This window comes from Litorerythrobacter xanthomarinus (assembly GCF_046254955.1).
GTDB lineage: Bacteria > Pseudomonadota > Alphaproteobacteria > Sphingomonadales > Sphingomonadaceae > Qipengyuania_C.
In genome coordinates, this window is the sequence record NZ_JBJXRG010000001.1 from 385,969 (window position 1) to 409,494 (window position 23,526).

General features: G+C 61.3%; 23 protein-coding genes and 1 tRNA gene. 16 read left to right on the forward strand and 8 right to left on the reverse strand.

The window, feature by feature from the left end; genetic code table 11:
- Positions 1 to 53 precede the first annotated feature (53 nt).
- Positions 54 to 935: a MipA/OmpV family protein gene (locus tag ACEWMW_RS01990; protein WP_409412216.1), complete on the reverse strand. Its 882-nt coding sequence runs from the start codon at positions 933 to 935 to the stop codon at positions 54 to 56.
- A gap of 106 nt (positions 936 to 1,041) precedes the next feature.
- Here ACEWMW_RS01990 and crtY point away from each other — a divergent pair, with 106 nt between their 5' ends.
- The 7 genes from crtY to ACEWMW_RS02025 all read left to right on the forward strand — a co-directional run bounded on the left by crtY (position 1,042) and on the right by ACEWMW_RS02025 (position 9,517).
- Positions 1,042 to 2,229 carry a lycopene beta-cyclase CrtY gene (crtY, locus tag ACEWMW_RS01995; protein ID WP_409412217.1) on the forward strand — a complete coding sequence of 396 codons (1,188 nt, stop codon included), beginning with the start codon at positions 1,042 to 1,044 and terminating at the stop codon, positions 2,227 to 2,229.
- Entirely contained in the window at positions 2,226 to 3,734 is a 1,509-nt protein-coding gene (locus ACEWMW_RS02000; RefSeq protein WP_409412218.1) for a phytoene desaturase, read from the forward strand. Before crtY ends, ACEWMW_RS02000 begins: the two co-directional genes overlap by 4 nt.
- Positions 3,731 to 4,312, forward strand: coding sequence for an LOG family protein (locus tag ACEWMW_RS02005; protein WP_409412219.1), 582 nt, complete (start codon positions 3,731 to 3,733; stop codon positions 4,310 to 4,312). Before ACEWMW_RS02000 ends, ACEWMW_RS02005 begins: the two co-directional genes overlap by 4 nt.
- Before the next feature lie 59 nt (positions 4,313 to 4,371).
- A complete protein-coding gene (locus ACEWMW_RS02010; RefSeq protein ID WP_409413590.1) occupies positions 4,372 to 5,397 on the forward strand; it encodes a phytoene/squalene synthase family protein in 1,026 nt (341 codons plus the stop codon).
- Between the two features lie 44 nt (positions 5,398 to 5,441).
- Entirely contained in the window at positions 5,442 to 5,906 is a 465-nt protein-coding gene (locus ACEWMW_RS02015; protein ID WP_409412220.1) for a hypothetical protein, read from the forward strand.
- A gap of 10 nt (positions 5,907 to 5,916) precedes the next feature.
- The gene (locus ACEWMW_RS02020) at positions 5,917 to 7,866 is read left to right on the forward strand and encodes an acetyl/propionyl/methylcrotonyl-CoA carboxylase subunit alpha (RefSeq protein WP_409412221.1); all 1,950 of its coding nucleotides are present in this window, start codon (positions 5,917 to 5,919) and stop codon (positions 7,864 to 7,866) included.
- A 106-nt stretch (positions 7,867 to 7,972) separates the two neighbouring features.
- Entirely contained in the window at positions 7,973 to 9,517 is a 1,545-nt protein-coding gene (locus ACEWMW_RS02025) for an acyl-CoA carboxylase subunit beta (protein ID WP_409412222.1), read from the forward strand.
- A gap of 133 nt (positions 9,518 to 9,650) precedes the next feature.
- Here ACEWMW_RS02025 and ACEWMW_RS02030 read toward each other — a convergent pair whose 3' ends face one another.
- Positions 9,651 to 10,910, reverse strand: coding sequence for a multidrug effflux MFS transporter (locus ACEWMW_RS02030; protein WP_409412223.1), 1,260 nt, complete (start codon positions 10,908 to 10,910; stop codon positions 9,651 to 9,653).
- Between the two features lie 114 nt (positions 10,911 to 11,024).
- On the opposite strand from ACEWMW_RS02030, the gene dinB reads away from it, so the two are divergent.
- The gene (dinB, locus tag ACEWMW_RS02035; protein WP_409412224.1) at positions 11,025 to 12,146 is read left to right on the forward strand and encodes a DNA polymerase IV; all 1,122 of its coding nucleotides are present in this window, start codon (positions 11,025 to 11,027) and stop codon (positions 12,144 to 12,146) included.
- Here the strand turns inward: dinB and ACEWMW_RS02040 are convergent.
- Genes ACEWMW_RS02040 through ACEWMW_RS02055 form a run of 4 tightly spaced genes read right to left on the reverse strand, consistent with a single transcriptional unit; the run spans position 12,143 to position 15,066 of the window.
- Positions 12,143 to 12,622: an NUDIX hydrolase gene (locus tag ACEWMW_RS02040; RefSeq protein ID WP_409412225.1), complete on the reverse strand. Its 480-nt coding sequence runs from the start codon at positions 12,620 to 12,622 to the stop codon at positions 12,143 to 12,145. The two genes, dinB and ACEWMW_RS02040, sit on opposite strands and share 4 nt — an antisense overlap.
- Positions 12,610 to 13,233 carry a 6-phosphogluconolactonase gene (locus ACEWMW_RS02045; protein ID WP_409412226.1) on the reverse strand — a complete coding sequence of 208 codons (624 nt, stop codon included), beginning with the start codon at positions 13,231 to 13,233 and terminating at the stop codon, positions 12,610 to 12,612. Before ACEWMW_RS02045 ends, ACEWMW_RS02040 begins: the two co-directional genes overlap by 13 nt.
- Positions 13,234 to 13,235: 2 nt before the next feature.
- The gene (locus ACEWMW_RS02050) at positions 13,236 to 13,775 is read right to left on the reverse strand and encodes a hypothetical protein (RefSeq protein ID WP_409412227.1); all 540 of its coding nucleotides are present in this window, start codon (positions 13,773 to 13,775) and stop codon (positions 13,236 to 13,238) included.
- Positions 13,776 to 13,782: 7 nt separating this feature from the next.
- Entirely contained in the window at positions 13,783 to 15,066 is a 1,284-nt protein-coding gene (locus ACEWMW_RS02055; RefSeq protein ID WP_409412228.1) for an alkaline phosphatase PhoX, read from the reverse strand.
- A 141-nt stretch (positions 15,067 to 15,207) separates the two neighbouring features.
- Between ACEWMW_RS02055 and ACEWMW_RS02060 the strand changes: the two genes are divergently transcribed.
- Positions 15,208 to 16,002, forward strand: coding sequence for an SDR family oxidoreductase (locus tag ACEWMW_RS02060; protein WP_409412229.1), 795 nt, complete (start codon positions 15,208 to 15,210; stop codon positions 16,000 to 16,002).
- A gap of 35 nt (positions 16,003 to 16,037) precedes the next feature.
- Positions 16,038 to 17,108, forward strand: coding sequence for an NAD(P)-dependent alcohol dehydrogenase (locus ACEWMW_RS02065; RefSeq protein ID WP_409412230.1), 1,071 nt, complete (start codon positions 16,038 to 16,040; stop codon positions 17,106 to 17,108).
- On the opposite strand, the gene ACEWMW_RS02070 is transcribed toward ACEWMW_RS02065, so the two are convergent.
- Together ACEWMW_RS02070 and ACEWMW_RS02075 are read right to left on the reverse strand one after the other, a co-directional pair.
- Positions 17,105 to 18,052: an alpha/beta fold hydrolase gene (locus tag ACEWMW_RS02070; RefSeq protein ID WP_409412231.1), complete on the reverse strand. Its 948-nt coding sequence runs from the start codon at positions 18,050 to 18,052 to the stop codon at positions 17,105 to 17,107. The two genes, ACEWMW_RS02065 and ACEWMW_RS02070, sit on opposite strands and share 4 nt — an antisense overlap.
- A 42-nt stretch (positions 18,053 to 18,094) precedes the next feature.
- Positions 18,095 to 18,168 (reverse strand) — tRNA-Gly (locus ACEWMW_RS02075).
- A gap of 161 nt (positions 18,169 to 18,329) precedes the next feature.
- Between ACEWMW_RS02075 and ACEWMW_RS02080 the strand changes: the two genes are divergently transcribed.
- Genes ACEWMW_RS02080 through ACEWMW_RS02105 form a run of 6 tightly spaced genes read left to right on the forward strand, consistent with a single transcriptional unit; the run spans position 18,330 to position 23,493 of the window.
- Complete coding sequence (locus ACEWMW_RS02080) at positions 18,330 to 19,826, forward strand: CoA-acylating methylmalonate-semialdehyde dehydrogenase (RefSeq protein WP_409412232.1); 1,497 nt, start codon at positions 18,330 to 18,332, stop codon at positions 19,824 to 19,826.
- Between the two features lie 50 nt (positions 19,827 to 19,876).
- Complete coding sequence (locus ACEWMW_RS02085; RefSeq protein WP_409412233.1) at positions 19,877 to 20,140, forward strand: I78 family peptidase inhibitor; 264 nt, start codon at positions 19,877 to 19,879, stop codon at positions 20,138 to 20,140.
- Complete coding sequence (locus tag ACEWMW_RS02090) at positions 20,140 to 20,529, forward strand: RidA family protein (protein ID WP_409412234.1); 390 nt, start codon at positions 20,140 to 20,142, stop codon at positions 20,527 to 20,529. Before ACEWMW_RS02085 ends, ACEWMW_RS02090 begins: the two co-directional genes overlap by 1 nt.
- Entirely contained in the window at positions 20,526 to 21,671 is a 1,146-nt protein-coding gene (locus ACEWMW_RS02095; RefSeq protein WP_409412235.1) for an acyl-CoA dehydrogenase family protein, read from the forward strand. The genes ACEWMW_RS02090 and ACEWMW_RS02095 overlap by 4 nt, the downstream gene beginning before the upstream one ends.
- Entirely contained in the window at positions 21,668 to 22,714 is a 1,047-nt protein-coding gene (locus ACEWMW_RS02100) for an enoyl-CoA hydratase/isomerase family protein (protein WP_409412236.1), read from the forward strand. Before ACEWMW_RS02095 ends, ACEWMW_RS02100 begins: the two co-directional genes overlap by 4 nt.
- Positions 22,711 to 23,493 (forward strand): enoyl-CoA hydratase-related protein, encoded by a 783-nt coding sequence (locus tag ACEWMW_RS02105; RefSeq protein WP_409412237.1) that lies wholly within the window; start codon positions 22,711 to 22,713, stop codon positions 23,491 to 23,493. Before ACEWMW_RS02100 ends, ACEWMW_RS02105 begins: the two co-directional genes overlap by 4 nt.
- Positions 23,494 to 23,526 lie beyond the last annotated feature (33 nt).

Consider the following 23,526-nt stretch of genomic DNA (forward strand, 5'->3'; position numbering starts at 1 on the left):
AAGGGCCGGGCGACGGGACTGCCGCTCGGCCCTTCACCATTTCTCACCATTGGTCAGAATACGTAACCGAGGCCGCCGGCAAGGCTCCACTGGTCGCGTTCGCCGCGAATATTGGTGAAAGGCGTATCCCCGCCGTCACCCAGCATGCGCGAATAACTTCCGAGCACACCAAAAATCAGACCCCCGTTCTCGGCATTACCATCAAGATCGACCGCGAGGCCGAGCGAGCCGCCCGCTTTGTACCAGCCTCCGTCGGCTGTGTAGAGCGGCAGTCCGCTATCGGCCGCTTGCTGCGGATTGACCGAGAAATAGTAATCCGAAAATCCGTCGCTGGCGTAGTCTGCGCCAGCCGAGGCGCTGACCAGCACTCCGCGGCTGAGCGGAGTGCGATAGGAAATGCCGGGATCGAATATCATGCCGCCATGCGCGCCGGCGACATCCCAGCGGATATCGGCACCGATCGAGATACGATCATATTGCGAGAAGATGCGTTTGAAAGTGACGCCGAACTGCGCCCCAAGCTCGACCGCCTCGTCAAGCTTGCCTGCCGCTTCGACCACCGGATCCTTGAACCCCCCAGTACGCGTAAAGCGCACGCGTCCAACGGGGCCGCCGTCGATCCTGACATTTGGCGCAATATCGAACTGGAACACATCGACCGCGAGGCCTGCTGCCCGGGGAGTGAAATCGATATTGTTTATGCTGCCTGCAATGACGGGAAAGGCATTGAACTCGGTGTCATCCGAGCCGGGATAGCTCGGGCCGAGCCGCGCGCCAAAACCGACCGCCAGCCAGGTATCGTCATAGACGCTGCCTTCCTCCCCGCGATCGGAGCGGGCAAACAGTCCCTCAGCCTGCTGGTCCTCCTGTGCGAATGCGGGCTGCGCGAGAAATGGCAGGGCGGCAAACAAAGCCAGCCTAAGAGCAGAATTCATCGCATTTTCCCTTTGCGTATGCGGCCTTAACGCACCTTCACCGTCTGCGTTCCAAGATCGCAAGCCAATTGCCTCGCCCTCGCGGCTCGCCTAGGGCCTCTTGAAGATGAGCGGGCGCACTTACGATTTGATCATTGTCGGCGGAGGACTTGCAGGAGGCCTCACCGCGCTGGCTGCACGTCGCCAGGCCCCGCTGCTCGACATCCTGCTGCTTGAAGCGGGTAAAGTTCTCGGCGGACATCATCGCTGGAGCTGGTTCGATAGCGACCTGTCCGAAGCTGGGCGCAAGTTGATGTCCAGCTTTTCCGCCAAGCGCTGGGAAGGTGGCTATGATGTGCACTTTCCCGCGCATTCGCGCCATCTGCGCGGAACATATAATTCACTCAAGTCGCAGGATTTCAGTGCAGCGATCCACACAGCCTTGCCGGAGGATGCCTGCCGAACCGGAGCAAGTGTCACGGCGCTCGATGAAAGCAGCGTCACGCTGGAAGATGGGAAGCAAATCTCGGCCAAGGCCGTCCTCGATTGCCGCAATTTCCTGCCTTCACCACATCTTTCAGGCGGATGGCAGCTTTTCTGCGGCCAGACCTGGCGCATGGCCAAGCCGCACGGCGTAAAACACCCGGTGATCATGGACGCCGATCTCGATCAATATGGTGCTTATCGCTTCATGTATCTGCTGCCGCTGAGCGAGACCGAGCTCTTTCTCGAAGACACCTACTATGCCAACACGCCCCGGCTCGATCGCGACGTCCTGGCTGATCGGATAGCGAGCTATGTCGAGCGACACGGCTGGAAAGGCCAAGTAATCGATGAAGAGCAGGGTATCCTGCCGGTCATCACTCATGGCGATTTTGATGCGGCGAGAGCCTCTGTTTGCCAGCCGAACGTCGCTGTAGCCGGCGCGCGCGCGCTGTTTACCCACCCGCTTACGAGCTACACCTTGCCGATTGCCGTTGCCAACGCGCTTGCGATAGCCAATGGGCTGCCAATGAATGGAAACGAGCTTGCCGAAATGATGGAAAACCGCGCCGCTGCCCACTGGCGCTTGACCGGGTTTTATCGCAATCTGGGCCGGATGCTTTTCGATGCTGCCGAACCTGACTTGCGTTTCCGGATATTTGAGCGCTTTTACCGCTTGCCCGAAGGGCTGATCGAGCGGTTCTACGCCGGTCGCTCAACTCTGACCGACCAGATGCGCGTGTTGAGCGGCAAGCCGCCGGTACCCGTCTTCGCCGCGATGCGCGCGCTCGCCGGAAGCGGCACTCCGCTTGTCTCGGGAGATTCCCGATGAACGCTCCTGACAAGGATCCTCAGGGCAAGACCGCCTGCGTCATCGGATCGGGATTCGGCGGGCTGGCGCTCGCTATCCGGCTGCAATCTGCCGGCATCGAGACAACCGTTATCGAAGCGCGCGACAAGCCGGGCGGCCGCGCCTATTTCTGGGAGAAAGACGGCTTCACCTTCGATGCCGGGCCGACCGTCATCACCGACCCGCCCTGTCTCAAGGAACTATGGGAACTCTCCGGCCACGACATGGCAGACGACATCGAACTGATGCCCGTCTCGCCGTTTTACCGGCTCAACTGGCCCGACGGGACCAACTTCGATTATTCCAATGACGATGCCCTGCTGACCAAGGAAATCGCCCGTGTCGCGCCCGGCGATGTCGGCGGTTACGGCGAATTCCTCGAGTATGCTGCCGGCGTATGGAAGGAAGGCTACGTCAAGCTTGGCACGGTGCCATTCCTCGATTTCGCCAGCATGGTCAAAGCCGCCCCTGCCCTCGCCAAGTACCAGGCATGGCGCAGCGTTTATTCGATCGTTTCCAAGTACGTGAAGAGCGAGAAACTGCGGCAAGCGCTCTCATTCCACACCCTGCTGGTAGGCGGCAATCCGATGAAGACCAGCTCGATCTACGCGCTGATCCACAAGTTGGAGAAAGACGGCGGCGTGTGGTGGGCGCGCGGCGGCACCAATCGGCTGATTGCCGGCATGGTACGCCATTTCGAACGGCTCGGCGGGACGATAAGGCTGCACGATCCGGTTGTGAAAGTGCACACGGTTGGAACCCGCGCCAGCGAAGTCGAGACGCAATCGGGCTACAAGGCAAAGTTCGACGCAGTCGCCTCCAACGCCGATATCATGCACAGTTACAAAGACTTGCTGGCGGGCACCAAGCGCGGCGAGAAGAACGCGGCGAGCCTTGCGAAGAAAAGCTTCAGCCCTTCGCTATTCGTGGTCCATTTCGGGCTCGAAGGCAGCTGGCCCGGTATCCCGCATCACATGATCCTCTTTGGTCCGCGCTACAAAGGCCTGCTCGAAGACATTTACGATCATGGTGTGCTGCCCGCGGATTTCTCGATTTACCTGCATCACCCGACCGTCACAGACCCCTCGATGGCTCCGGCGGGCAAGAGCACCTTCTACGCGCTCGTCCCGGTGGCGCACATGGGCAAGCTGGCGGTCGACTGGGACCAGATCGGGCCGATGCTCGAACAGCGCATCCTTGCGGAAGTCGGACGCCGCCTGATTCCTGATATCGAAGAACGGATCGTGACAAAATTCCACTACGCTCCGCGCGATTTCGCGATGGACCTCAACGCCCATATGGGGAGCGCTTTCAGCCTCGAACCGTTGCTGACACAGAGTGCGTTCTTCCGAGGTCACAACCGCGACGATGTTATCAAGAATTTCTACCTTGTCGGTGCGGGCACGCACCCCGGTGCAGGTATTCCCGGCGTCGTCGGCAGCGCCAAGGCTACCGCGGGGTTGATGATAGAGGACCTGGGGGCATGAACCGTATCGCCGTTTACTGCGGGTCGGCCTCACCGGAGGATCCGCGCTATATCAAGCTTGCCCGGCAAGTCGGCATGACACTCGCCGCACGCGGTATCGGCGTGGTCTATGGCGGAGGGCGGCTCGGCCTGATGGGAGCGGTCGCATCGGGAGCGCTCGAGGCGGGAGGCGAAGTAATCGGCATCATTCCTGAAGCGCTGGCCAACTCCGAAGTCGCCAACTCCGATTGCACAGAACTGCACACCGTTTCAGGCATGCACGAACGCAAGCAGAAGTTCACCGATCTCTCTGATGGCTTCATCACCATTCCCGGCGGGGTCGGAACGATGGACGAACTGTGGGAAGCGGTCAGCTGGGCGCAACTGGGCTATCACACCAAGCCGGTCGGTCTACTCAATACTTTCGGCTTCTACGATCACCTGATCGCTTTCAACCGCCACATGGCCGAAGTCGGCTTCGTGCGGCCCGCACATCAGGGGATCCTGATCCATGCCGACCATCTGGCTGACCTGCTCGACAAGATGGCGGCCTATGAGCCGCATACACCGATCTTTCGCATGAAAGCCGAGGATTTGTGAATGCACCGCGCGTCTTTGGAAGGCGCCAGCGCCTCAAGCGGCTGAAACGGCGCGAGCGCATGCTCGCTCCCTCGCGCATACTTCGGCCCACGATGGCCGCCGCAGGCGGGGGCCGGATGCGCGCACCGTTGGTCGCCAAGGCGCGGTCCATGATCGAGAAGGGCTCGACCAGTTTCACCGCTGCCAGCCTGATCTTTCGCAAAGGAACGCGTGAGCGGGTCTGGCTGCTCTATGCCTGGTGCCGCCGGTGTGACGATATTGCCGATGGGCAGACGCTGGGCGGCGAACTGGGCGACCAGAGCGACCTGCAGGGCCGCGTGCGGGGTATCAAGGCGCTCACGCGGCGCGCGCTCGAAGGCCAGCCGACCGCCGACATCGGCTTCGATGCTTTCGGCCAGGTCGCGAGCGAGGTTGGTCTCACCTACGAGGACGCGGATGAGGTTATCAAGGGCTTCGAGCTTGACGCCAATGGCTGGAGGCCACGCACCGAAGAAGATCTGATGCGCTACTGCTATCATGTCGCCGGAGCAGTCGGCGTATTGATGGCCCGGGTGATGGGTGTGCCGCGCGATTCCCACGAAGTGCTCGACCGGGCATGCGATCTCGGCATGGCGTTCCAGCTCGCCAATATCGCGCGCGATCTCGACGAAGATGATGCGGCAGACCGGTGTTATCTGCCGCAAGAATGGATTGCGCGCGCCGACATTCCCCCGGGCGAACATATGAAACCGCCTTATCGCTTCGCCACGGCTGCGCTCGCAGCCCGCCTGATCGACCGCATGGAGCAGCATGAGGATGCGGCGAGGCTCGGCGCAGCACACCTGCGCTTTCGCCAGCGCTGGGCGATCCTGTCAGCAGCGCGGATTTACGGTGCAATCGGCCGCAAGGTGCGCGATCGCGGACAGCTGGCATGGAACAGCCGCGTCTACACCTCCGCGCCCGAGAAGGTCTGGCATGTATTTGCGGCGTTCTGGGAAGCGCTCGTCAACCGTCCGTTTATCCCGGCAGAGATGCCGCGCTATGGCCTCCATGATTTCGCCAGCCCCGCGATAGCGCCGCCACCTCCGCTGGACGATGAAGGCTAGGCACGCTAGCTCGGCAATTCAGTTTTCAAGGGAGGAATTGGGCGATGAGAACATGGATTGCAGCATTACTCGCGGCAATGGCTACGATCGCTGGTCCGGCAGCTGCGCAGGATGCCGCGGTGAGCGAAATTACCGCGACGGTCGATCGTTTCTTTGTTGGCCTCAACACAAACAACCCCGACGCGATGGCCGCCGAAATGATCGAGCAAGGGATCACCACCATCGTGATCTACGGCGATGAGGGCGAGCGGGTCATCACCCGTACTTTCAAGGACGATATCGAGAACTTCCGCAACAACACTGCCGAGCTCAACGAAATCTATTGGGACCCGACAATCGTTGTCCATCGCGATATCGCAATTTTCTGGGCGCCTTACAGCATCGATATAGACGGAAAGCGTTCGCATTGCGGGATCGACAGCTTCGACATGGTGCGGGTCGACGGCGTGTGGAAAATCTCCGCCATGGCGTACACGGTCGAGCCCAAAGGCTGCCCCGAAGGACGGTAATTTCAGACCTATGATTACGAAGCTCCTGATTGCCAATCGCGGCGAGATTGCCTGCCGCATCATCCGCACCGCGCGCGAGATGGGGATCGCCACCGTCGCGGTCTATTCGGATGCCGATGCCAAGGCGCTGCATGTGCGGCAGGCAGACGAGGCGGTGCATATTGGTCCCTCGCCTGCTGCCGAGAGCTATCTCGTGGGCGAGAAGATCATCGCAGCGGCGAAGGAGACCGGAGCGGATGCGATCCATCCGGGATATGGCTTCCTCTCCGAGAATGCCGGGTTCGCGCAGGCGGTGATCGATGCCGGGCTGATCTGGGTCGGGCCCAAGCCCGCCAGTATCGAGGCGATGGGGCTGAAGGATGCGGCCAAGCAGCTGATGATGGATGCGGGCGTGCCGGTGACTCCGGGCTATCTGGGTAAGGACCAGTCGGTCGAGCGCCTCAAGAAGGAGGCCGAAGCGATCGGCTATCCCGTCCTGATCAAGGCGGTCGCAGGCGGCGGCGGCAAGGGCATGCGCAAGGTCGACAAGGCAGAAGATTTCGAATCCGATCTCGAAAGCTGCCGGCGCGAGGCCAAGGCCAGCTTCTCCAACGACGAGGTGCTGCTGGAAAAGTGGATCACCTCGCCGCGCCATATCGAGGTGCAGGTGTTCGGCGACAGCCACGGTAATGTCGTCCACCTGTTCGAACGCGACTGCTCGCTTCAGCGCCGCCACCAGAAGGTGATCGAGGAAGCCCCCGCCCCCGGCATGGACGAGGCGACGCGCGAGGAAATCTGCGCCGCCGCAGTGCGCGCCGCGAAAGCGGTCGATTACGAGGGCGCAGGCACGATTGAATTCATCGCGGATGCCAGCGAAGGCCTGCGCGCCGACCGCATCTTCTTCATGGAGATGAACACCCGCCTGCAGGTCGAGCATCCGGTGACCGAGGAGATCACCGGGGTCGACCTGGTGGAATGGCAACTACGTGTTGCAAGCGGCGAGCCGATCCCGCTGAAGCAGGACGAGCTGTCGATCAATGGCCACGCCATCGAAGCGCGGCTCTATGCGGAGGACCCGGCAAAGGGGTTTTTGCCGAGCACGGGCGAGCTTGAACTTTTTCGGATTCCACATGCCTTGGCTGACTACGAATGGTCCGACCCAGCGCGTGGAGTTCGCAAAGGTTTACGTGACCCTGATGGCCGCGTCAGGATAGAGACGGGTGTAAAGCAAGGCGATCAAGTGTCGCCTCACTACGACCCAATGATCGCGAAGTTGATCTGGCATGACAACGACCGAACGACTGCAATCCTCAATCTTTCGTGTGCTCTCCAGCAAGTAGATATATGGCCTGTGAAACATAACGCCGGCTATCTAGCTTCCCTAATCGGGAGGCCAGAATTTGTCCGCGGCGATATAGACACAAGCTACATTGAAAGGCTTACTGAGAAGATCGAACTCATAGATGGCAGTGAGCAGATCGACCGCGATATCGCGGCAAGGATTCTCGCCACTGACTTCTACAGCAGAGGTCCAAAGGGTTTTCGCTTGAACGCGGATAAGAATGAAATTGTTAACTTACTATCAGACGGAAAAGACGCTCAAGGACACTTCACCGCCAGATATTCACCCTCAATCATGACATCAGTCCGAACGGACAAGACGCCGGATAGAGGTGTTTACATTTCTATGTTCGGGACGACCGTCAAGCACAAAGTCAGCGAGACGAGAGGCACCGGCCACGCCTCCGCCGCTGACGGCGCCATCCTCGCGCCCATGCCGGGCAAGGTCATCGCGGTCGATGTGGCCGAGGGCGACACTGTCACTACGGGCCAGCGGCTGATGGTGCTCGAGGCGATGAAGATGGAACACGCGCTTACCGCGCCCTTCGACGGGACCGTGACCGAACTCTCCGCCAGCACCGGCGGGCAGGTACAGGTCGAAGCCGTGCTGTGCGTCGTGGAGCCGATTTCAGAGGATTGACCTAGCCACCCGTGCCCTCCACCCTTCCACCCGGATTATCACTCCGGAGTAGGATCCGGGTGGAAGGGTGGAGGGCGCGGGTGGCTATGGCACGCAACAAACAAATATGAGCTGGGCGAAAGAACTCGAAGAACTGCGCCACCGCGAGGCGCTGGCCGAACAGATGGGCGGGCCGGAAAAGGTCGCGCGCCAGCATGGCCGCGGCAAGATGGATGCCCGCGCGCGGCTTGCCGCATTGGTCGATCCGGGTTCCTTCCGCGAGATCGGCAAGATCGCCGGCAAGGGCCATTATGACGAGGAGGGCAATCTCCAAAGCGTCCTCCCCGCCCCGTTCCTGTTCGGCAAAGCTGAGGTAAACGGTCGCCCCGTGGTCGCCACTGCCGACGATTTCACCATTCGCGGCGGCGCGGCAGATGCCGGGATCAAGCGCAAGATGGTTCAGGCCGAACAGATGGCGCATGAGCTCAAGCTGCCCATCATCAAGATGATCGACGGCACTGGCGGCGGCGGATCGGTCAAGACGCTCGAGCAGATCGGAGCGACCTACATTCCTGCAGTCCCCGGCTGGGGCGATACGGTCAAGAACCTCGACACCGTCCCGGTGGTCGCACTGGCGCTCGGCCCGACCGCAGGGCTCGGCGCGGCCCGCATCGCTGCGAGCCATTATTCGGTGATGGTCAAAGGGCTCAGCCAGCTCTTCGCTGCCGGGCCGGCTGTGGTTGATGGTCTCGGCGAAGCTTACAAAGGCTCCACGGATCACCAGCAGGCCAAGGAAGACCTTGGCGGATCGGAAATCCACACCCGCAACGGGGTGGTCGATGACGAGGTGGCAAGCGAGGCGGAGGCATTCGCCCGCGCCCGCCATTTCCTCTCCTTCATGCCCGAACATGTCGGCCAATTCGCCCGCCGCGCCGAAACGGACGATCCCGCTGACCGGCGCGAGGAAGCGCTGCTCAGCCTCGTCCCGCGCGACCCAAAGCAGGTCTATTCCATGCGCCGCGCGATGGCGATGCTGTTCGACCGCGGCACCGTATTCGAAATCGGCAAGAATTGGGGCCGCGCCTGCATCACCGCGCTCGCCCGGCTCGACGGTTGGCCGGTGGCAATACTGGCGAGCGACCCCTCATTCCTCGGCGGATCATGGGAAGCCAAGACCAGCGAGAAAGTCGAGCGCTTCGTCAAATTGGCCGACCAGTTCCGCCTGCCGATCGCCCACCTGGTCGATAATCCGGGCTTCATGATCGGGCGCGAGGCCGAAGTGGCCGGCACGATCCGCTACGGCGTGCAGGCGATGAATGCGGTCTACAAGGCCACCGTTCCGCTGTCCTGCATAGTCATGCGCCGCGCCTATGGCATTGCCGGAAGCGCGATGAGCAATGCCGATCTCTACCAGTATCGCTATTGCTGGCCCTCGGGCGATTGGGGCTCGCTTCCCATCGCGGGCGGGCTCGAAGTCGCTTACAAGTCCGACCTCGAAGCCGCCGACGATCCCGCCGCCGAGTTGCAGAAGATCAAGGCGCGGCTGGAAAAAGTGACTTCGCCGTTTCGCAGCGCCGAGATGTTCAATGTCGAGGACATTATCGATCCGCGCGATACCCGGCCCTTGCTATGCGAGTTCGCCGATCTGGCCTGGCGCAAATTGATGTCTTGATTTCCGCACGCCATCCGGCGTGCGATTTCCTCGCTCACGCGACCTAAAGGTCGCATCGCTGCGGGCGGCCGGTCGGCCTTGCGGCCCTTCGGGCCGGTTTCGCGCTCAAGTAGCGAAGCGATAGCGCATAGAATCAGTGCCGCATGATATCATGGAGCAACATGTAACGCCGCGCCTCGCTCGGGCGGCGGAACAGCTTGCCGCGCTCGCTATAGAGCACCAGCGCGAGGCCCACGAGCGAACACCCCAGCATCGCAATCGCGAGCGGTACTGCGGTCCCGTCATAGGCCTGCCCGATCGCCCCGCCCAGCACCGCGCCGGTGATCATGCGCAGGCTCATATGCGCGGATGACGCCGCCCCGGCGATCGACTGGAACGGCTGCATCGCTATCGAACTGAAGTTGGAACCGACGAAGCCCAGCATGGTCATCGACAGAGCTAGGAGCGGGACGAATTCCCACAGCGTCTGCTCCGGTCCGGCTGAGAAAAGCTGTGCGAGACTGATAAAGAAGAACCCGATCAGCGCGGTCTGGCCGACCCGGCGCGCGCCGAACCGCTCGACAATCCGCGAGTTGGTGAAGCTGGCGATCACCATCCCGAAGACCGATGCGCCGAAGATCAGAGCGAAATAGTCACCCGCCCCAAAGCTCTCGGATATCAGCTGCTGACTCGAGTTAAGAAAGCCGAAGAGCGAACCGAACACCAGCGCGCTGCCCGCGACATATCCGAAGGAAACGCGGTTGGAGAGCGAGAGGCCCATGTTCTTGAGGATCGTCCTCGGGTCGATCTCCTGTACATTCTCTTCCGCCAGCGATTCGGGCAGCCGGATCCAGGTCCACACGCCCACAACGGCCGCGAGTACCGCCATGACGACAAAAATCTCGCGCCAGCCGGCCACCATCAGCACCAGTTGGCCGATCGCGGGTGCAAAGATCGGCACTGCAAGGAAGATCATGATGATCAGGCTCATCATTTTCGCCATCTTGTCTCCGCCCACACGGTCACGGACAATGGCGGTCGGCACTACGCTCAACCCTGCGCAAAGGATGCCTTGCGCAATGCGCAACCCAATGAGCGTCCAGTAATCGCTGACCATCGCGCAGGCGAGCGATAGGATCACATAGGACACCAGCCCCATGAACAGCACGGGCCGGCGTCCGAAACGGTCAGCAAACGCTCCTGGAAAGAACGCGCCAAGGCCCGCTCCGAGAAAGTAAGAGCTGATGACATACTGACGATCATTGCCTGCCGCGCCCAGGTCATCGGCGATGTGGCCGAGCGCGGGCAGCATGGAATCGATCCCCAGCGCCTGCAGCGCCATCAGCGACGCCATGAGCACGATGAGCTCTGTCTCCCCGAAGGGCCGTTTCGCTGATGTCCCGGTTGCGGCCATCGCAGGTCCTTGGAGAGTCTTGGGAAAGATTGGAAGCTAGTTCTTTTGCGCAGCCGATCACTGCACTGCGGGTTGGAGGTTTTGAATCGCGGCAACCGCTAGTAACGTGTCCACATGGACGATGCGGCACCAGACGATGCGGAAATGGCCGAGCAGGAGCCGGGCCTGCGCAAGATCATCCACGTCGACATGGATGCCTTTTTCGCCAGCGTCGAACAGCGCGACAATCCCGAGTTGCGCGGCAAGCCGGTGGCGGTCGGCGGATCGGGCGGGCGCGGCGTGGTGGCTGCTGCAAGCTATGAAGCGCGCAAGTTTGGCGTGCGCAGCGCCATGCCCTCGGTCACTGCCAGGCGGCTGTGCCCCGACCTGATTTTCGTGCGTCACCGCTTCGATGCGTACAAGGAAGCCAGCCGCACGATCCGCGCGATCTTCAAACATCATACACCGCATGTCGAGCCATTGAGCCTCGATGAAGCCTATCTCGATGTCACCGAAGACCTGCTGGGAATTGGGTCAGCCACGCGCATCGCCGAGCTGATCCGGCAGGAGATCAAGGCCAAGACCAAGCTCACCGCAAGCGCCGGGGTGAGCTACAACAAATTCCTCGCCAAGATCGCCAGCGACCAGAACAAGCCGGACGGCATGTGTGTCATTAAGCCGGGGCAAGGCGCGCAGTTCGTCGCCACGCTGCCGGTGCGCCGGTTCCATGGCGTTGGTCCCAAGGGAGCCGAGAAGATGGCCAGGCTCGGGATTGAAACGGGCGCGGACCTCGCTGCCAAGGACATCGATTTCCTGCGCGCGCATTTCGGCAGCTCGGCGGATTATCTCTACCGCGCGGCACGCGGAATCGACCTGCGCCGCGTGCGTGCGAACCGCATCCGCAAATCAGTGGGCGGGGAGCGTACATTCTCGGACGACATCTCATCCGGCCCCGCCTTGCGCGAAACGCTCGATAACATCATCGACATCGTCTGGGGCAGCATCGAGAAAACACAGGCCAAGGGGCGCACCGTCACGCTCAAGATGAAATACACCGATTTCCAGACGGTTACGCGGGCCAAATCGCTGCCTCGAAACGTCGCGGACAAGCCGGAGTTCGCCCGGATGAGCCGTGAATTGCTCGAAGAACTGCTGCCATTGCCGCTCCCGATCCGCCTGATGGGGCTGACGCTCTCCAACCTCGAAGGGGCCGAGAAAGCTCCGCCAAAGGATGAAGCCCAGCTCTCGCTGCTCTAGGGCGCGCGGCGCATCGATTCCCGCCATCGATCAAGGCACATCTGGGCCTGCTTTCCGATTGGCGTTGGCATGGAACTGGCCGGGAACAGCCTTGCATCGCTCAGCTCCCTCTTATCGGCCCTTGGCAGCTCATTGATCGTTCCGGTGAACAGATACATCGTATGCGGAGAGCCCGACAGCTCGCTCCTGATCGTATCGATGAGGCGCAGTCCGAGGATTGAACAGCCCACTTCCTCAAGCACCTCTCGGGCAATCGCCTCCTCAGGCGCCTCCTGAGGCTTCATTCCGCCGCCCGGGATCGACCAGACCTGCGGTCCGTAATTGTGGCGCACGAACAGCACGCGATCCTGCTGGTCGCGCAGGATCGCGACGACACCGAACAGCTCGATCTTGCGCAACTTGCGCCAATAATGCCGCAGCGCGAAGGCCGGAGGAAGGATCAGCCGATGGAGTGAAGGCGGTATCAGGCGAAACATGTAACCGGCTGCCTCGCGGCAGCCAGGAAACGCGCGACCGGAAGGTCGTGATCTGCGCGTAAAGCCGCCTCGAAAACTTCCCGCTTCTCTCCGCTTCCGCCTAGGGTGAAAAGTACCGAAGCGCTGGCCAATAGCGACGGTATGGTCAGCGTGATGCGATCGAACGGAGCTTCCGGCGGCAAGGGATCGGGTGTCAGCCGGCGCACCGCTTGCAGATCATCGATTTGCGGATCCGTGTTGGGAAAAAGCGACGCGATATGTCCATCGCCGCCCATTCCCAGCCACGCTAATGCAAAATGCGGCGGCAGCGCATCTTCCGTCAGTTCGGCAATCTTCGCACCAACAGGCTCGAAGATTGCGCGGATCTTGCCGGTATTGCTCGCTGGATGAGCCTCGGGCACCACGCGGTCATCGCCCGGCCAGATCGCGATCCTGGACCAATCGAGATCTGCCACGGCCAGCTTTTCCATGATCGGGAACGGCGTCGATCCGCCAGGAACCGTGATCGCAAGCTCTCCTTCTCGCGAGGCGAGCGACTCGCGCAGGATGCCTTCCAGCCAAGCCGCCACGATTGCGGGGTCGGATTGCTCGATGATAGTCAGGTTTTCCATGCTCATTTCCAGAATGCGCCGATGTAGAGCGCGCTGGCTGCCATCAGGATTGCGGCGAGGTAGCGGGCATTGGTGCCGAACCTGCTCGCTCCGCCGTTTGAGGCAATCGCCATCGCCATACCCGCCCCCATGGCAAGTCCCGCGGCAGGCCAGGTGTAATGTGTGGCCAACAGCCCAACCGCCAAAGCGAGAATTGCCGAACCGTCACGCACGGCAAATGCCGCAACAACAATCCCGGTAGCGATGGACGAACGGGTCGGTTCCTCCGGGGCGATGAGCGAGTAGGGTCTGAGGACGAGAAACACGACGATCGCAAGCAAAGCAGCAACTGCCACCCGGATCGGCTCATGCCCCAACGCTGGCGACAGCGCTGCCCCGGCGAGCAGCATCAGGCCTGCGATTACCGCCTGCCCGGCAAATGCGGGAACAATCAGCGGCAGTCCCGCGCCATTCTTGCTGGCCACGATCTCGACCACCCGCGCCGCATTGCCCGACAGGCCAATGACCAGCGCGCAGACAAAGGCAAAGATCGCTAGAGCCACTCCTTACCTAGCCCAGATGCTGCCAGGGGCCGGTAATCGCGAGCGTCTTTGCGGGACTGTATACGTTGACGAATAGCGTTCCGCCGTCGGGCGAGAAGCACGCTCCCGCCCATTCGGTCTGGGCGTCGAGAAAAGCAATCGGATACGCCTCGCCGCCGGTCGTGATGCCGCGAATATAGTTCTTCACTATGGCGCCATACTGATCTTCGCAGACCACAAGCTGGCCATCGGGTGCGATGGTCAAATTGTCTCCATAGTTGAACTGGTCTGGAGAGGTGGATTCGTAGAACAGTTCGAGCTTGTCGCTAAGCTCGCCGCGTCCCGGCTTGAGCCGGAAAATCTGTCCCAGTTTCGCCAAACCGCCGCTGGTGCAGGCGAAATAGAGTTCTCCGTCACCCATCCAGATGCCCTCGCCGCGGGCGAAAACTGCCGCCCCGCGCGCCGCGCCGCGCTGGCGCAAATCATCCCCCGGCGCCTCGACATCGTCCATATCGATCCAGCTGCCCGTAAGCGGATCGCCGAGAGCGATCTGGACCGAGTCCCAATTGCGCGTGTCTTTCACATCACCAAGAACGAGCGCTTGCAGCTTGCCGCCCTCCGCGAGGATACCAGGCGAATTGGGAAGAAAGCGGTAGAGCAGCGAATCGTCGCGATCTTCGGTCAGGTAGACAATCCCGGTGACCGGATCGACGCAAGCGGCTTCGTGATTGAAGCGCCCCATGGCCTTGAGCGGCACTGGATCGATTATCTCGCTTGCATCGGCGGGCACTTCGAACACCCAGCCATGGTTGCGATCGAGCCCGTCGCCATAGCGCTGGCCCGGACCGGTCACCGCTTCCTCGCAAGTGAGCCAGCTGCCCCATGGAGTCGTACCGCCCGCACAATTGCGGATCGTGCCCCCGAGCGAGCGGAACTGGTGCTCCACCTCGAGTGTTTTTGCGTCGAGAATTATGCTGGTAGTTCCTCCAGGAACGAATCTACCGTTCCACCTGCCGAAACCTTTTGCAATCTCGCCGCCGCTGCCCTGTGTCAGGATAAGCTCATGATTGCGCACCAGGGCCAACTTGCCATTACCGAGATCGAAACAACCCATGCCATCAGCGGCATCCGGAACTGTGCCACCATCATTCATCGCATCGCCCAGCTTCGAGATGACGCGGTAAGAAAACCCATGAGGCAGATCGACTAGTCCCGCCGGATCGGGGGTCAGTGGACCGTAGCCTACTCCGTTGGTCACGGAAGCATCGGCCACCTCGCGGACCGAGCATCCGCTTGCCACAAGCGCGGCCATCGCACTGCCGGTTGCAGCCAGGAATTGCCGACGATTTTGATTTGGTAAGTGCACGACCCGTGTCTACTCCTCGTGAATTGGTCAGTGGCACCTGCGCGCGCCACGTTGCAGGTTGATGGCATAGCAGGAGGGAATGAGCGAATGAAACTCGAAAGTGGATTGGCGGCGGTGGTTACAGGCGGAGCCTCCGGCCTGGGGCGGGCAAGCGCGCAGGCGCTCAGCGATGCCGGGCTGAAGGTAGCGATCTTCGATATCAATGACGAGGCGGGCGAAGAGCATGCCAAGGCCATCGGCGGCACCTTCCATCATGTTGACATCATGGACGAGCAATCGGCCCAGGACGGGTTTGCAGCCGCCCGCGAGGCCAATGGCCAGGAACGTGTCACCGTGCACTGCGCCATGGCCAGCCAGCGCGGCAAGACGCTGGGATGGGACAAGGAAAACAATTGCTACAAGCGCTTGCCGACCGAGCATTACGAGTTCGGCGCACAAGGAATTCTGGTTGCCAGCTACCGGATCGCCTCGATCAGCGCGCTGGGCATGGCCAATGCCGAACCCCTCAATGACGATGGCGAGCGCGGTGCGATTACGCTGACCGCTTCGGTCGCCGCGCAGGACGGCCAGATCGGCCAGGTCATCTACGGCAGCTGCAAATCGGGCGTGAACGGGCTCGTACTGCCGATGGCGCGCGACCTGATGGATGTCGGCATCAGGATCAATTCGGTCATGCCCGGTATCTTCGCCACGCCGCTGATGCTCGGCATGAAGGATCGCAACCCGGCGATGTGGGCGCAGCTCAATGCCTCTGTCCCATTCCCCAAGCGCCTTGGTGAACCCGAAGAGTTTGCCTCGCTGATCCTTGAGATCGCACGCAACACCTACATCAACGGGCACCAGTTCCGCCTCGACGGCGCCATCCGGATGCCGCCGAAGTAAGCTCGACTTCCCGCACGCGCGCGCAAGGATTTTCCATGTCCGATCACACAACGACCAACGAATACCCCACTAAGGCCTATGGCGCGACTGCAACCGACAGCGGGGTCGTGCCGATGGACATCGTGAGGCGAGGCTTGCGCGACAACGATGTTTTGATCGAGATTTCGCATTGCGGGATCTGCCACTCGGACCTGCATGCCACGCGCAACGACTGGGGCAATGCGCGCTACCCGCTGGTGCCGGGCCACGAGATTGCTGGGACGGTCGCGGCGGTCGGCGAGGCAGTGACTCAGCACAAGGTAGGCGACCGCGTTGCCGTGGGCACCACGGTGGATTCCTGCATGTCATGCAAATCCTGCGACGCCGATCTGGAGCAGTTCTGCCTCGAAGGCAGCACCGGCGCCTATGGCGGCAAGGATCGGCACGACGGATCGATGACGCAGGGTGGCTATTCCCAGCGGATAGTGTGCCGCGAGGAATTCGTCCTCAAAGTGCCCGAAGCACTATCGATGGAGCATGCTGCGCCGCTGCTCTGCGCCGGGATCACCACCTACTCACCCTTGCGAACTTGGAAAGTCGGGCCCGGCAGCAAGGTCGCGGTAATCGGGCTCGGCGGCCTGGGCCATATGGGAGTGAAGTTCGCTGCAGCGATGGGGGCCGAGGTCACCGTCATCAGCCGCAGCGAAGACAAGCGCGGCGATGCCCAGTTGCTGGGCGCGCATGAATTCCTGAATTCAAGCGACAAGGGGGCGATGAAAGCCAGGAACGGCTATTTCGACTTGGTCCTCAACACCATCCCTGTCCGGCATGATGTCGCGCCCTTCTTCCGCCTGCTACGTCTCGACGGAGTGCAGGTACTGGTCGGCGTGATCGACATGCTGCCCGAAATGCATTCGATCGATTTCATCCGCCGCCGGATCCTCACGGGAAGCGGGGTTGGCGGGATCGCCGAAACGCAGGAGATGCTCGATTTCTGTGCCGAGAAGGGTGTCGTGCCGGAGATCGAAATGGTGAATATGCAGGACGTCAATCACGCGTTCGAACGCATGGAAGCGAGCGATGTGAAGTATCGCTTCGTGATCGATATGGCGAGCCTCGCCGGCTAGCGCAGCTTTTCTAGCCCCTTGCGGATTTCCTCAACCAGTACCAACGGCTGGTCGGCCATGATGTGATGATGAGCATCGGCGATCTCGGTGACGAAGCGGCAATCGGGATATCCATCGATCACGTCCTGATCGACGCCTTTCGGGAATAGTGCCGAATCCGCGCCGTAGATTATTCCGAGCGGGACCTTGGGGCTCAGATCGTCGCTCATGATCGCGTTGCGATCGAACTTCTGCCAGAATCGCGGATCGAAACGCCACGACCATCCGGTCGCGCCTTCTTTTTGCTCGAAGTGTTTCAGCGAACCCCGGGCAATCCAATCAATGATTGCGCGGTCGCCGCTGGCTTGTTCCGGCATGAAACGAAACCGGGTAAGCGCTTCGGCCAATTCAGGGTAAACCCGGTGATCGCGGCTGCGGTTGACCAGTTTGGGCGGAGGCCCCTTCTTGCCATGGGTGGCTGAGGCTGAATCGATCAGGATCGCACCGCCAATTGCCTCGGGATGCTCACTGGCGATGTAGAGCGAAGGAAACCCGCCGAATGAATGCGCGACAATCACGGGCGGCTCGCCCGATTCCGCCAGGCACGCCACTTCGATGGCGCTCAGCGCCTCCCCGGCAAACAAGGGTATGCGATATTCTTCGCGCCAATCCGATCCGCCCATCCCCGACCATGAAATCGCGGCGCAGCGATAGTCCTCTGCAAACAGCGGCGCGATGAAACTCCACCAGTCGGCATGTGCGGCATTGCCGTGCAGGAACAGCAGGCCCGGTTTCCCGCGCTGACCCCATGTCAGCAGCTCGATCTGCGCGCCTTCGACGGCAAAACGCGAGCGTTCGGGCGCATTTGCTATCGCATCGGTGAACCAAGGCTCGGCCGGCGGCCGCTGGCCCTTGAATGCGCCTAGAAGCGTGTCAGTGCTGGTATCGCCGGGGCCATTGCTCATTTTCGGTCTGGTCCCTTGCCTCGGCTGAACGCGATTGCAATCTGGAGCGGGTGAAGGGAATCGAACCCTCGTCGTCAGCTTGGGAAGCTGCTGCTCTACCATTGAGCTACACCCGCATGGGTGACCCCGAATGGGGCTGCGGGCATGTGCCGCATGACTGCTGGCGCGTCAATTCGGAACCGACTGCAAGAGAGTCGGAAATCCGCTAGTTGTAGCGGGGCGATTCCATGCGCTAGAGGTCGGCCAAACAAGTTTGAAATCACCGAGAGAAATAATAATGCGCACAGTTGATCATTTTGTTGTTGGCGGCGCAGGCGGCTCAAGTGGCCGCATGCACCAAGTATGGAACCCATCGACCGGCGAGGTACAGGCCGAAGTGCCGCTGGGCGATGCAGCCTTGCTCGACCGCGCGGTCGAAACCGCGAAGAAGGTCCAGCCCGAATGGGCGGCCACCAACCCGCAAAAACGGGCCCGCGTAATGTTCGCGTTCAAGCAGCTGATCGAAGCGAACATGCAGGAGCTTGCCGAACTGCTGTCTTCCGAACACGGCAAGGTGATCGACGATGCCAAGGGCGATGTGCAGCGCGGGCTCGAAGTCATCGAATTTGCGTGCGGTATCCCTCAGGTACTCAAGGGTGAATATACGCAGGGCGCAGGGCCAGGCATCGATGTCTATTCGATGCGCCAGCCGCTCGGCATCGGGGCGGGCATCACTCCGTTCAACTTCCCCGCGATGATCCCGATGTGGATGTTCGGCATGGCGACCGCTGCGGGCAACGCTTTCATCCTTAAGCCATCGGAACGCGATCCATCGGTACCGGTGCGCCTCGCCGAATTGTTCCTCGAAGCGGGCGCTCCTGAAGGGCTACTGCAAGTCGTCCACGGCGACAAGGAAATGGTCGATGCGATCCTCGATCACCCCGATATCCCGGCTATCAGCTTCGTCGGTTCGAGCGATATCGCGCAATATATCTACTCGCGCGGGACGGAGAATGCGAAACGCGTGCAGGCCTTCGGCGGCGCGAAGAACCACGGCATCGTGATGCCAGATGCCGATCTCGACCAGGTGGTGAACGATCTTGCCGGAGCCGCTTTCGGTTCGGCGGGCGAGCGCTGCATGGCGCTGCCTGTCGTGGTTCCCGTGGGCGAGGACACGGCCGAGAACCTCAAGGAAAAGCTGATCCCGGCGATCAACGGCCTGCGCGTCGGCGTATCGAATGATCCCGATGCGCACTACGGCCCCGTCGTCACGCCCGAGCACAAGGCGCGGGTCGAGCAATGGATCACCACCGCAGAAGAAGAAGGCGGCGAGATCGTGATCGACGGTCGCGGCTTCAGCCTGCAGGGCCACGAGAAGGGCTTCTTCGTCGGGCCGACGCTGATCGACCACGTCACACCGCAGATGAAGAGCTACCAGGAGGAGATCTTCGGACCCGTTCTGCAAATCGTGCGGGCAAAGAACTTCGAAGACGCGCTGCGCCTGCCGAGCGAACACCAGTATGGCAACGGTGTCGCGATCTTCACGCGCAACGGCCATGCCGCGCGTGAATTCGCGCACCGGGTGAATGTCGGCATGGTGGGTATCAACGTGCCGATCCCCGTACCGGTCAGCTACCACAGCTTCGGCGGCTGGAAGCGCTCCGGCTTTGGCGACATCGATCAGTACGGTATGGAAGGTCTGCGTTTCTGGACCAAGAACAAGAAGATCACCCAGCGCTGGCCCGACGGCGGCGGCGATGGGTCGAATGCTTTTGTCATTCCAACCATGGGATAGTCTTGATGCGATTGATTGCACTTTGCCTTGCCGCACCACTTGGAGCGTGCATGACATATGCCGCAGATGCAGCGCCGGATGAGCCGGAACGCCGTCCGGTTGGCGATGGTGCGACATGCGATGCCTCCGCGCTGCAAGACCATATCGGCCATACTGCGTCACAGCAGTCAGGCGCTATCTTGCTTGAGCTATCGGGTGCTCGCAGTTTGCGCTGGGGCCCGCCGGACAGCGCCTGGACGATGGACTACCGGCAGGACCGGTTGAATGTGCGCTATGATCGCGACATGAAAATCACTGCGATTACCTGCGGCTGATGACTCGCGAGCATGCCTCTTCCGGCTCTCCGTTCGAGGAGGAGTTCGGCTTTTCGCGCGCCATACGCGTGGGAAATCGCATTATTGTCGCAGGCACAGGCCCGATTGAAGACGACGGCTCGAGCACGTCCGGCGATGTCACCGCGCAGGCAGAGCGCTGCTTTACCCTGATCCAGCACGCGATCGAAGAACTGGGCGGCAGCGCGGCAGATGTCGTACGTGTGCGCATGTTCCTGACCGATTTCGATGACCAGGCCGCAGTTGGCGCTGTGCAAGCCCGTTTCTTCGGCAAGGCGCGCCCGGCGGCCACCATGGTCGGCGTCTCATGGCTGTGCCGCAAAGAATGGAAAGTTGAAGTGGAAGCCGAAGCGATTATGGGAAATCCATGACCAACCAATTTGCACTGACCGACGACCAGCTTGCGATCCAGGAAATGGCGCAGCGCTTTACCGCGGACAACATCACTCCGCATGCCGCCGAATGGGACGAGCAACATCACTTCCCGCGCGAGGTGATCCAGCAGACCGGCGAGCTCGGCTTCGGCGCGATCTACGTCTCCGAAGAATCCGGCGGAATAAATCTGGGCCGGCTTGAGGCGGCGCTGATCATGGAAGCCATGGCCTATGGATGTCCCGCCACCAGCGCTTACATCTCGATCCACAACATGTCGGCCTGGATGATAGATCGGTTCGGCGGCGACGAGGTGAAGCAGCGCTTCCTGCCCAAGCTTGTCACAATGGAAAATATTGCCAGCTACGCCTTGACCGAGCCGGGATCGGGTTCGGACGCGGCAGGGCTGAAGACCAGCGCCGTTCTGGATGGCGATCACTACGTCCTCAACGGTACCAAGCAGTTCATCTCTGGCAGCGGTTTCAACGACATCTATGTCGTTATGGTGCGTACCGGCGAGCACAAGTCCAAGGGCATCTCCTGCCTTGTCGTCGAGAAAGACACGCCTGGGCTGAGCTTCGGCAAGCCGGAGAAAAAGCTCGGCTGGAACGCCTCGCCCACCGCGCAGCTGATATTCGAGGATTGCCGCGTGCCTGTCGCCAACCGGGTCGGTGCAGAAGGCGACGGATTCCGCTTCGCCATGGCCGGGCTCGATGGCGGGCGGCTCAATATCGGTGCCTGTTCGCTCGGCGGAGCGCAGCGCTGCCTCGACGAAGCGGTGAAATACACCAAGGAGCGCCAGCAGTTCGGCCAACCGGTAGCCGATTTCCAGAACACGCAATTCATGCTCGCCGATATGGCGACTGAGTTGGAGGCTGCGCGCGCCCTGCTCTACCTTGCCGCCTGCAAGGTGACCGAGAACGCGCCCGACAAGAGCCGCTTTTCCGCCATGGCCAAGCGGCTGGCAACCGATAGCGGCTCCAACGTCGTCAACAATGCACTGCAGCTGTTCGGCGGCTATGGCTACCTCAAGGAATATCCGATCGAGCGCTTCTGGCGCGACCTTAGGGTCCACTCGATCCTCGAAGGGACCAATCAGGTTATGCGAATGATCGTAGGCAGGGACTTGCTGCGCCAATGACAGACGAAGTGAACATCCACACGCACGGCGCGGCGGGTCATATCTCGCTTAACCGGCCCAAGGCGCTGCACGCGCTGACCCTCCCGATGTGCCACGCGATGAGCGCGGCGCTGAGCAAATGGGCCGATGACGATGCGGTGCAAGCGGTCATCATCGATCATAGCGAAGGACGCGGGTTCTGCGCGGGCGGCGATATCGCCTTCCTGCGCGATTCGGCGTTGAATGACGGCGGCATCTCTGGCCGCAAGTTCTTCCACGACGAGTACCAGCTCAACCACCAGCTGTTCACCTATGGCAAGCCGACCGTCGCCTTCATGGACGGGATCACGATGGGCGGCGGCGTGGGGATTTCGCAGCCGTGCCGCTATCGCGTCGCAACCGAAAACACCCGGTTCGCCATGCCGGAAACGGGTATTGGACTGTTCCCCGATGTCGGCGGCGGCTGGTATCTCTCGCGCCTCGGCGGGCGGCTCGGCCAATTCCTCGCGCTTACAGGTGCGCGGCTCGACGGGGCGGAATGCCTGTGGGCCGGCCTGGCGACGCATTACCTGCCGTCGGAGAAACTCGCCGAAGCCAAGGCGCGGATTGCGAAAAACCCGGACCGGATCGGCGGCATGCTGTCCGAATTGTCGATTACGCCGCCGGACGCGCGGATCGAGGGTAATGCCGACAAGATCATCAAGCACTTCGCTTCGGATCGCTATGAGGACATCCTCGCCTCGCTTGAAGCCGACGACTCCGATTGGGCCGCGAAAGAGCGCGACACGCTCGGCACCAAGAGCCCGCAGACCTGTAAGGTTGCGCTGCGCCAGCTGGCGGAAAGCGCCGAGCTCGACGATTTCGCCGACAATATGCGGATGGAATACCGCATCGCCTCGCGCGTGCTGACCCGGCCCGATTTCGCCGAGGGCGTGCGCGCTGTCATCACCGACAAGACCAATGATCCGAAGTGGGATCCCGCAACACCAGAAGGCGTGAGCGAAGAGCTGATCGACAGCATTTTCGCCCCGCTGCCCGAGAACGAAGAATGGAAGCCTCTATGAGCTACGAAACCATCACCGTCGAACAGCATGACGCGGTCACGCTGATCACGCTCAACCGCCCCAAGGCGCTCAATGCGCTCAATTCGACCGTCTTGGCCGAACTGATCGACGCCTTCGCTGCCTATCAGGCCGATGACAGCCAGCTGTGCGCCGTATTGACCGGATCGGGCGACAAGGCCTTTGCCGCAGGCGCGGACATCAAGGAAATGGCCGACAAGGCGGCGGCCGATTTCTACCTCGATGATTTCTTTTCGCCCTGGACCAGCGAGATCGTGAAGAAGACCCGCAAGCCGTGGATCGCCGCCGTGAACGGCTTTGCGCTGGGCGGTGGGTGCGAGCTCGCCATGATGGCCGATTTCATCATCGCTTCGGAAAACGCCAAGTTCGGCCAGCCCGAGATCAAGCTGGGCGTTGCGCCCGGGATGGGCGGATCGCAGCGGCTCACCCGCGCGATCGGTAAGTCGAAATCGATGGAAATGTGCCTCACCGGCCGGATGATGGACGCCGAAGAAGCCGAGCGCAGCAATCTGGTCGCGCGCGTCGTGCCGCACGACAGCCTGATCGAGGAAGCGCTCAAGACTGCCAAGACCATCGCGTCGATGCCGCCGATGGCCGTGATCGCAAACAAGGAAATGGTCAATTCGGCCTTCGAAATGACGCTAGATCAAGGGCTGATCGTCGAACGCCGCATCTTCCAGATCCTCACCGCGAGCGAGGACAAAAAGGAAGGCATGGAAGCCTTTATCGAGAAGCGCGAAGGCCAGTGGAAGGGGCGGTGATCAGCCCTGCGTTCTACCCGGTAGTCGGATTAG

What these genes read in the sequence shown, in the direction of transcription:
- ACEWMW_RS01990 (WP_409412216.1), bottom strand. Translation starts at nt 935, where the DNA reads ATGAATTCTGCTCTTAGGCTGGCTTTGTTTGCCGCCCTGCCATTTCTC.
- crtY (WP_409412217.1), top strand. Translation starts at nt 1,042, where the DNA reads ATGAGCGGGCGCACTTACGATTTGATCATTGTCGGCGGAGGACTTGCA.
- ACEWMW_RS02000 (WP_409412218.1), top strand. Translation starts at nt 2,226, where the DNA reads ATGAACGCTCCTGACAAGGATCCTCAGGGCAAGACCGCCTGCGTCATC.
- ACEWMW_RS02005 (WP_409412219.1), top strand. Translation starts at nt 3,731, where the DNA reads ATGAACCGTATCGCCGTTTACTGCGGGTCGGCCTCACCGGAGGATCCG.
- ACEWMW_RS02010 (WP_409413590.1), top strand. Translation starts at nt 4,372, where the DNA reads ATGCTCGCTCCCTCGCGCATACTTCGGCCCACGATGGCCGCCGCAGGC.
- ACEWMW_RS02015 (WP_409412220.1), top strand. Translation starts at nt 5,442, where the DNA reads ATGAGAACATGGATTGCAGCATTACTCGCGGCAATGGCTACGATCGCT.
- ACEWMW_RS02020 (WP_409412221.1), top strand. Translation starts at nt 5,917, where the DNA reads ATGATTACGAAGCTCCTGATTGCCAATCGCGGCGAGATTGCCTGCCGC.
- ACEWMW_RS02025 (WP_409412222.1), top strand. Translation starts at nt 7,973, where the DNA reads ATGAGCTGGGCGAAAGAACTCGAAGAACTGCGCCACCGCGAGGCGCTG.
- ACEWMW_RS02030 (WP_409412223.1), bottom strand. Translation starts at nt 10,910, where the DNA reads ATGGCCGCAACCGGGACATCAGCGAAACGGCCCTTCGGGGAGACAGAG.
- dinB (WP_409412224.1), top strand. Translation starts at nt 11,025, where the DNA reads ATGGACGATGCGGCACCAGACGATGCGGAAATGGCCGAGCAGGAGCCG.
- ACEWMW_RS02040 (WP_409412225.1), bottom strand. Translation starts at nt 12,622, where the DNA reads ATGTTTCGCCTGATACCGCCTTCACTCCATCGGCTGATCCTTCCTCCG.
- ACEWMW_RS02045 (WP_409412226.1), bottom strand. Translation starts at nt 13,233, where the DNA reads ATGGAAAACCTGACTATCATCGAGCAATCCGACCCCGCAATCGTGGCG.
- ACEWMW_RS02055 (WP_409412228.1), bottom strand. Translation starts at nt 15,066, where the DNA reads ATGGCCGCGCTTGTGGCAAGCGGATGCTCGGTCCGCGAGGTGGCCGAT.
- ACEWMW_RS02060 (WP_409412229.1), top strand. Translation starts at nt 15,208, where the DNA reads ATGAAACTCGAAAGTGGATTGGCGGCGGTGGTTACAGGCGGAGCCTCC.
- ACEWMW_RS02065 (WP_409412230.1), top strand. Translation starts at nt 16,038, where the DNA reads ATGTCCGATCACACAACGACCAACGAATACCCCACTAAGGCCTATGGC.
- ACEWMW_RS02070 (WP_409412231.1), bottom strand. Translation starts at nt 18,052, where the DNA reads ATGAGCAATGGCCCCGGCGATACCAGCACTGACACGCTTCTAGGCGCA.
- ACEWMW_RS02080 (WP_409412232.1), top strand. Translation starts at nt 18,330, where the DNA reads ATGCGCACAGTTGATCATTTTGTTGTTGGCGGCGCAGGCGGCTCAAGT.
- ACEWMW_RS02085 (WP_409412233.1), top strand. Translation starts at nt 19,877, where the DNA reads ATGACATATGCCGCAGATGCAGCGCCGGATGAGCCGGAACGCCGTCCG.
- ACEWMW_RS02090 (WP_409412234.1), top strand. Translation starts at nt 20,140, where the DNA reads ATGACTCGCGAGCATGCCTCTTCCGGCTCTCCGTTCGAGGAGGAGTTC.
- ACEWMW_RS02095 (WP_409412235.1), top strand. Translation starts at nt 20,526, where the DNA reads ATGACCAACCAATTTGCACTGACCGACGACCAGCTTGCGATCCAGGAA.
- ACEWMW_RS02100 (WP_409412236.1), top strand. Translation starts at nt 21,668, where the DNA reads ATGACAGACGAAGTGAACATCCACACGCACGGCGCGGCGGGTCATATC.
- ACEWMW_RS02105 (WP_409412237.1), top strand. Translation starts at nt 22,711, where the DNA reads ATGAGCTACGAAACCATCACCGTCGAACAGCATGACGCGGTCACGCTG.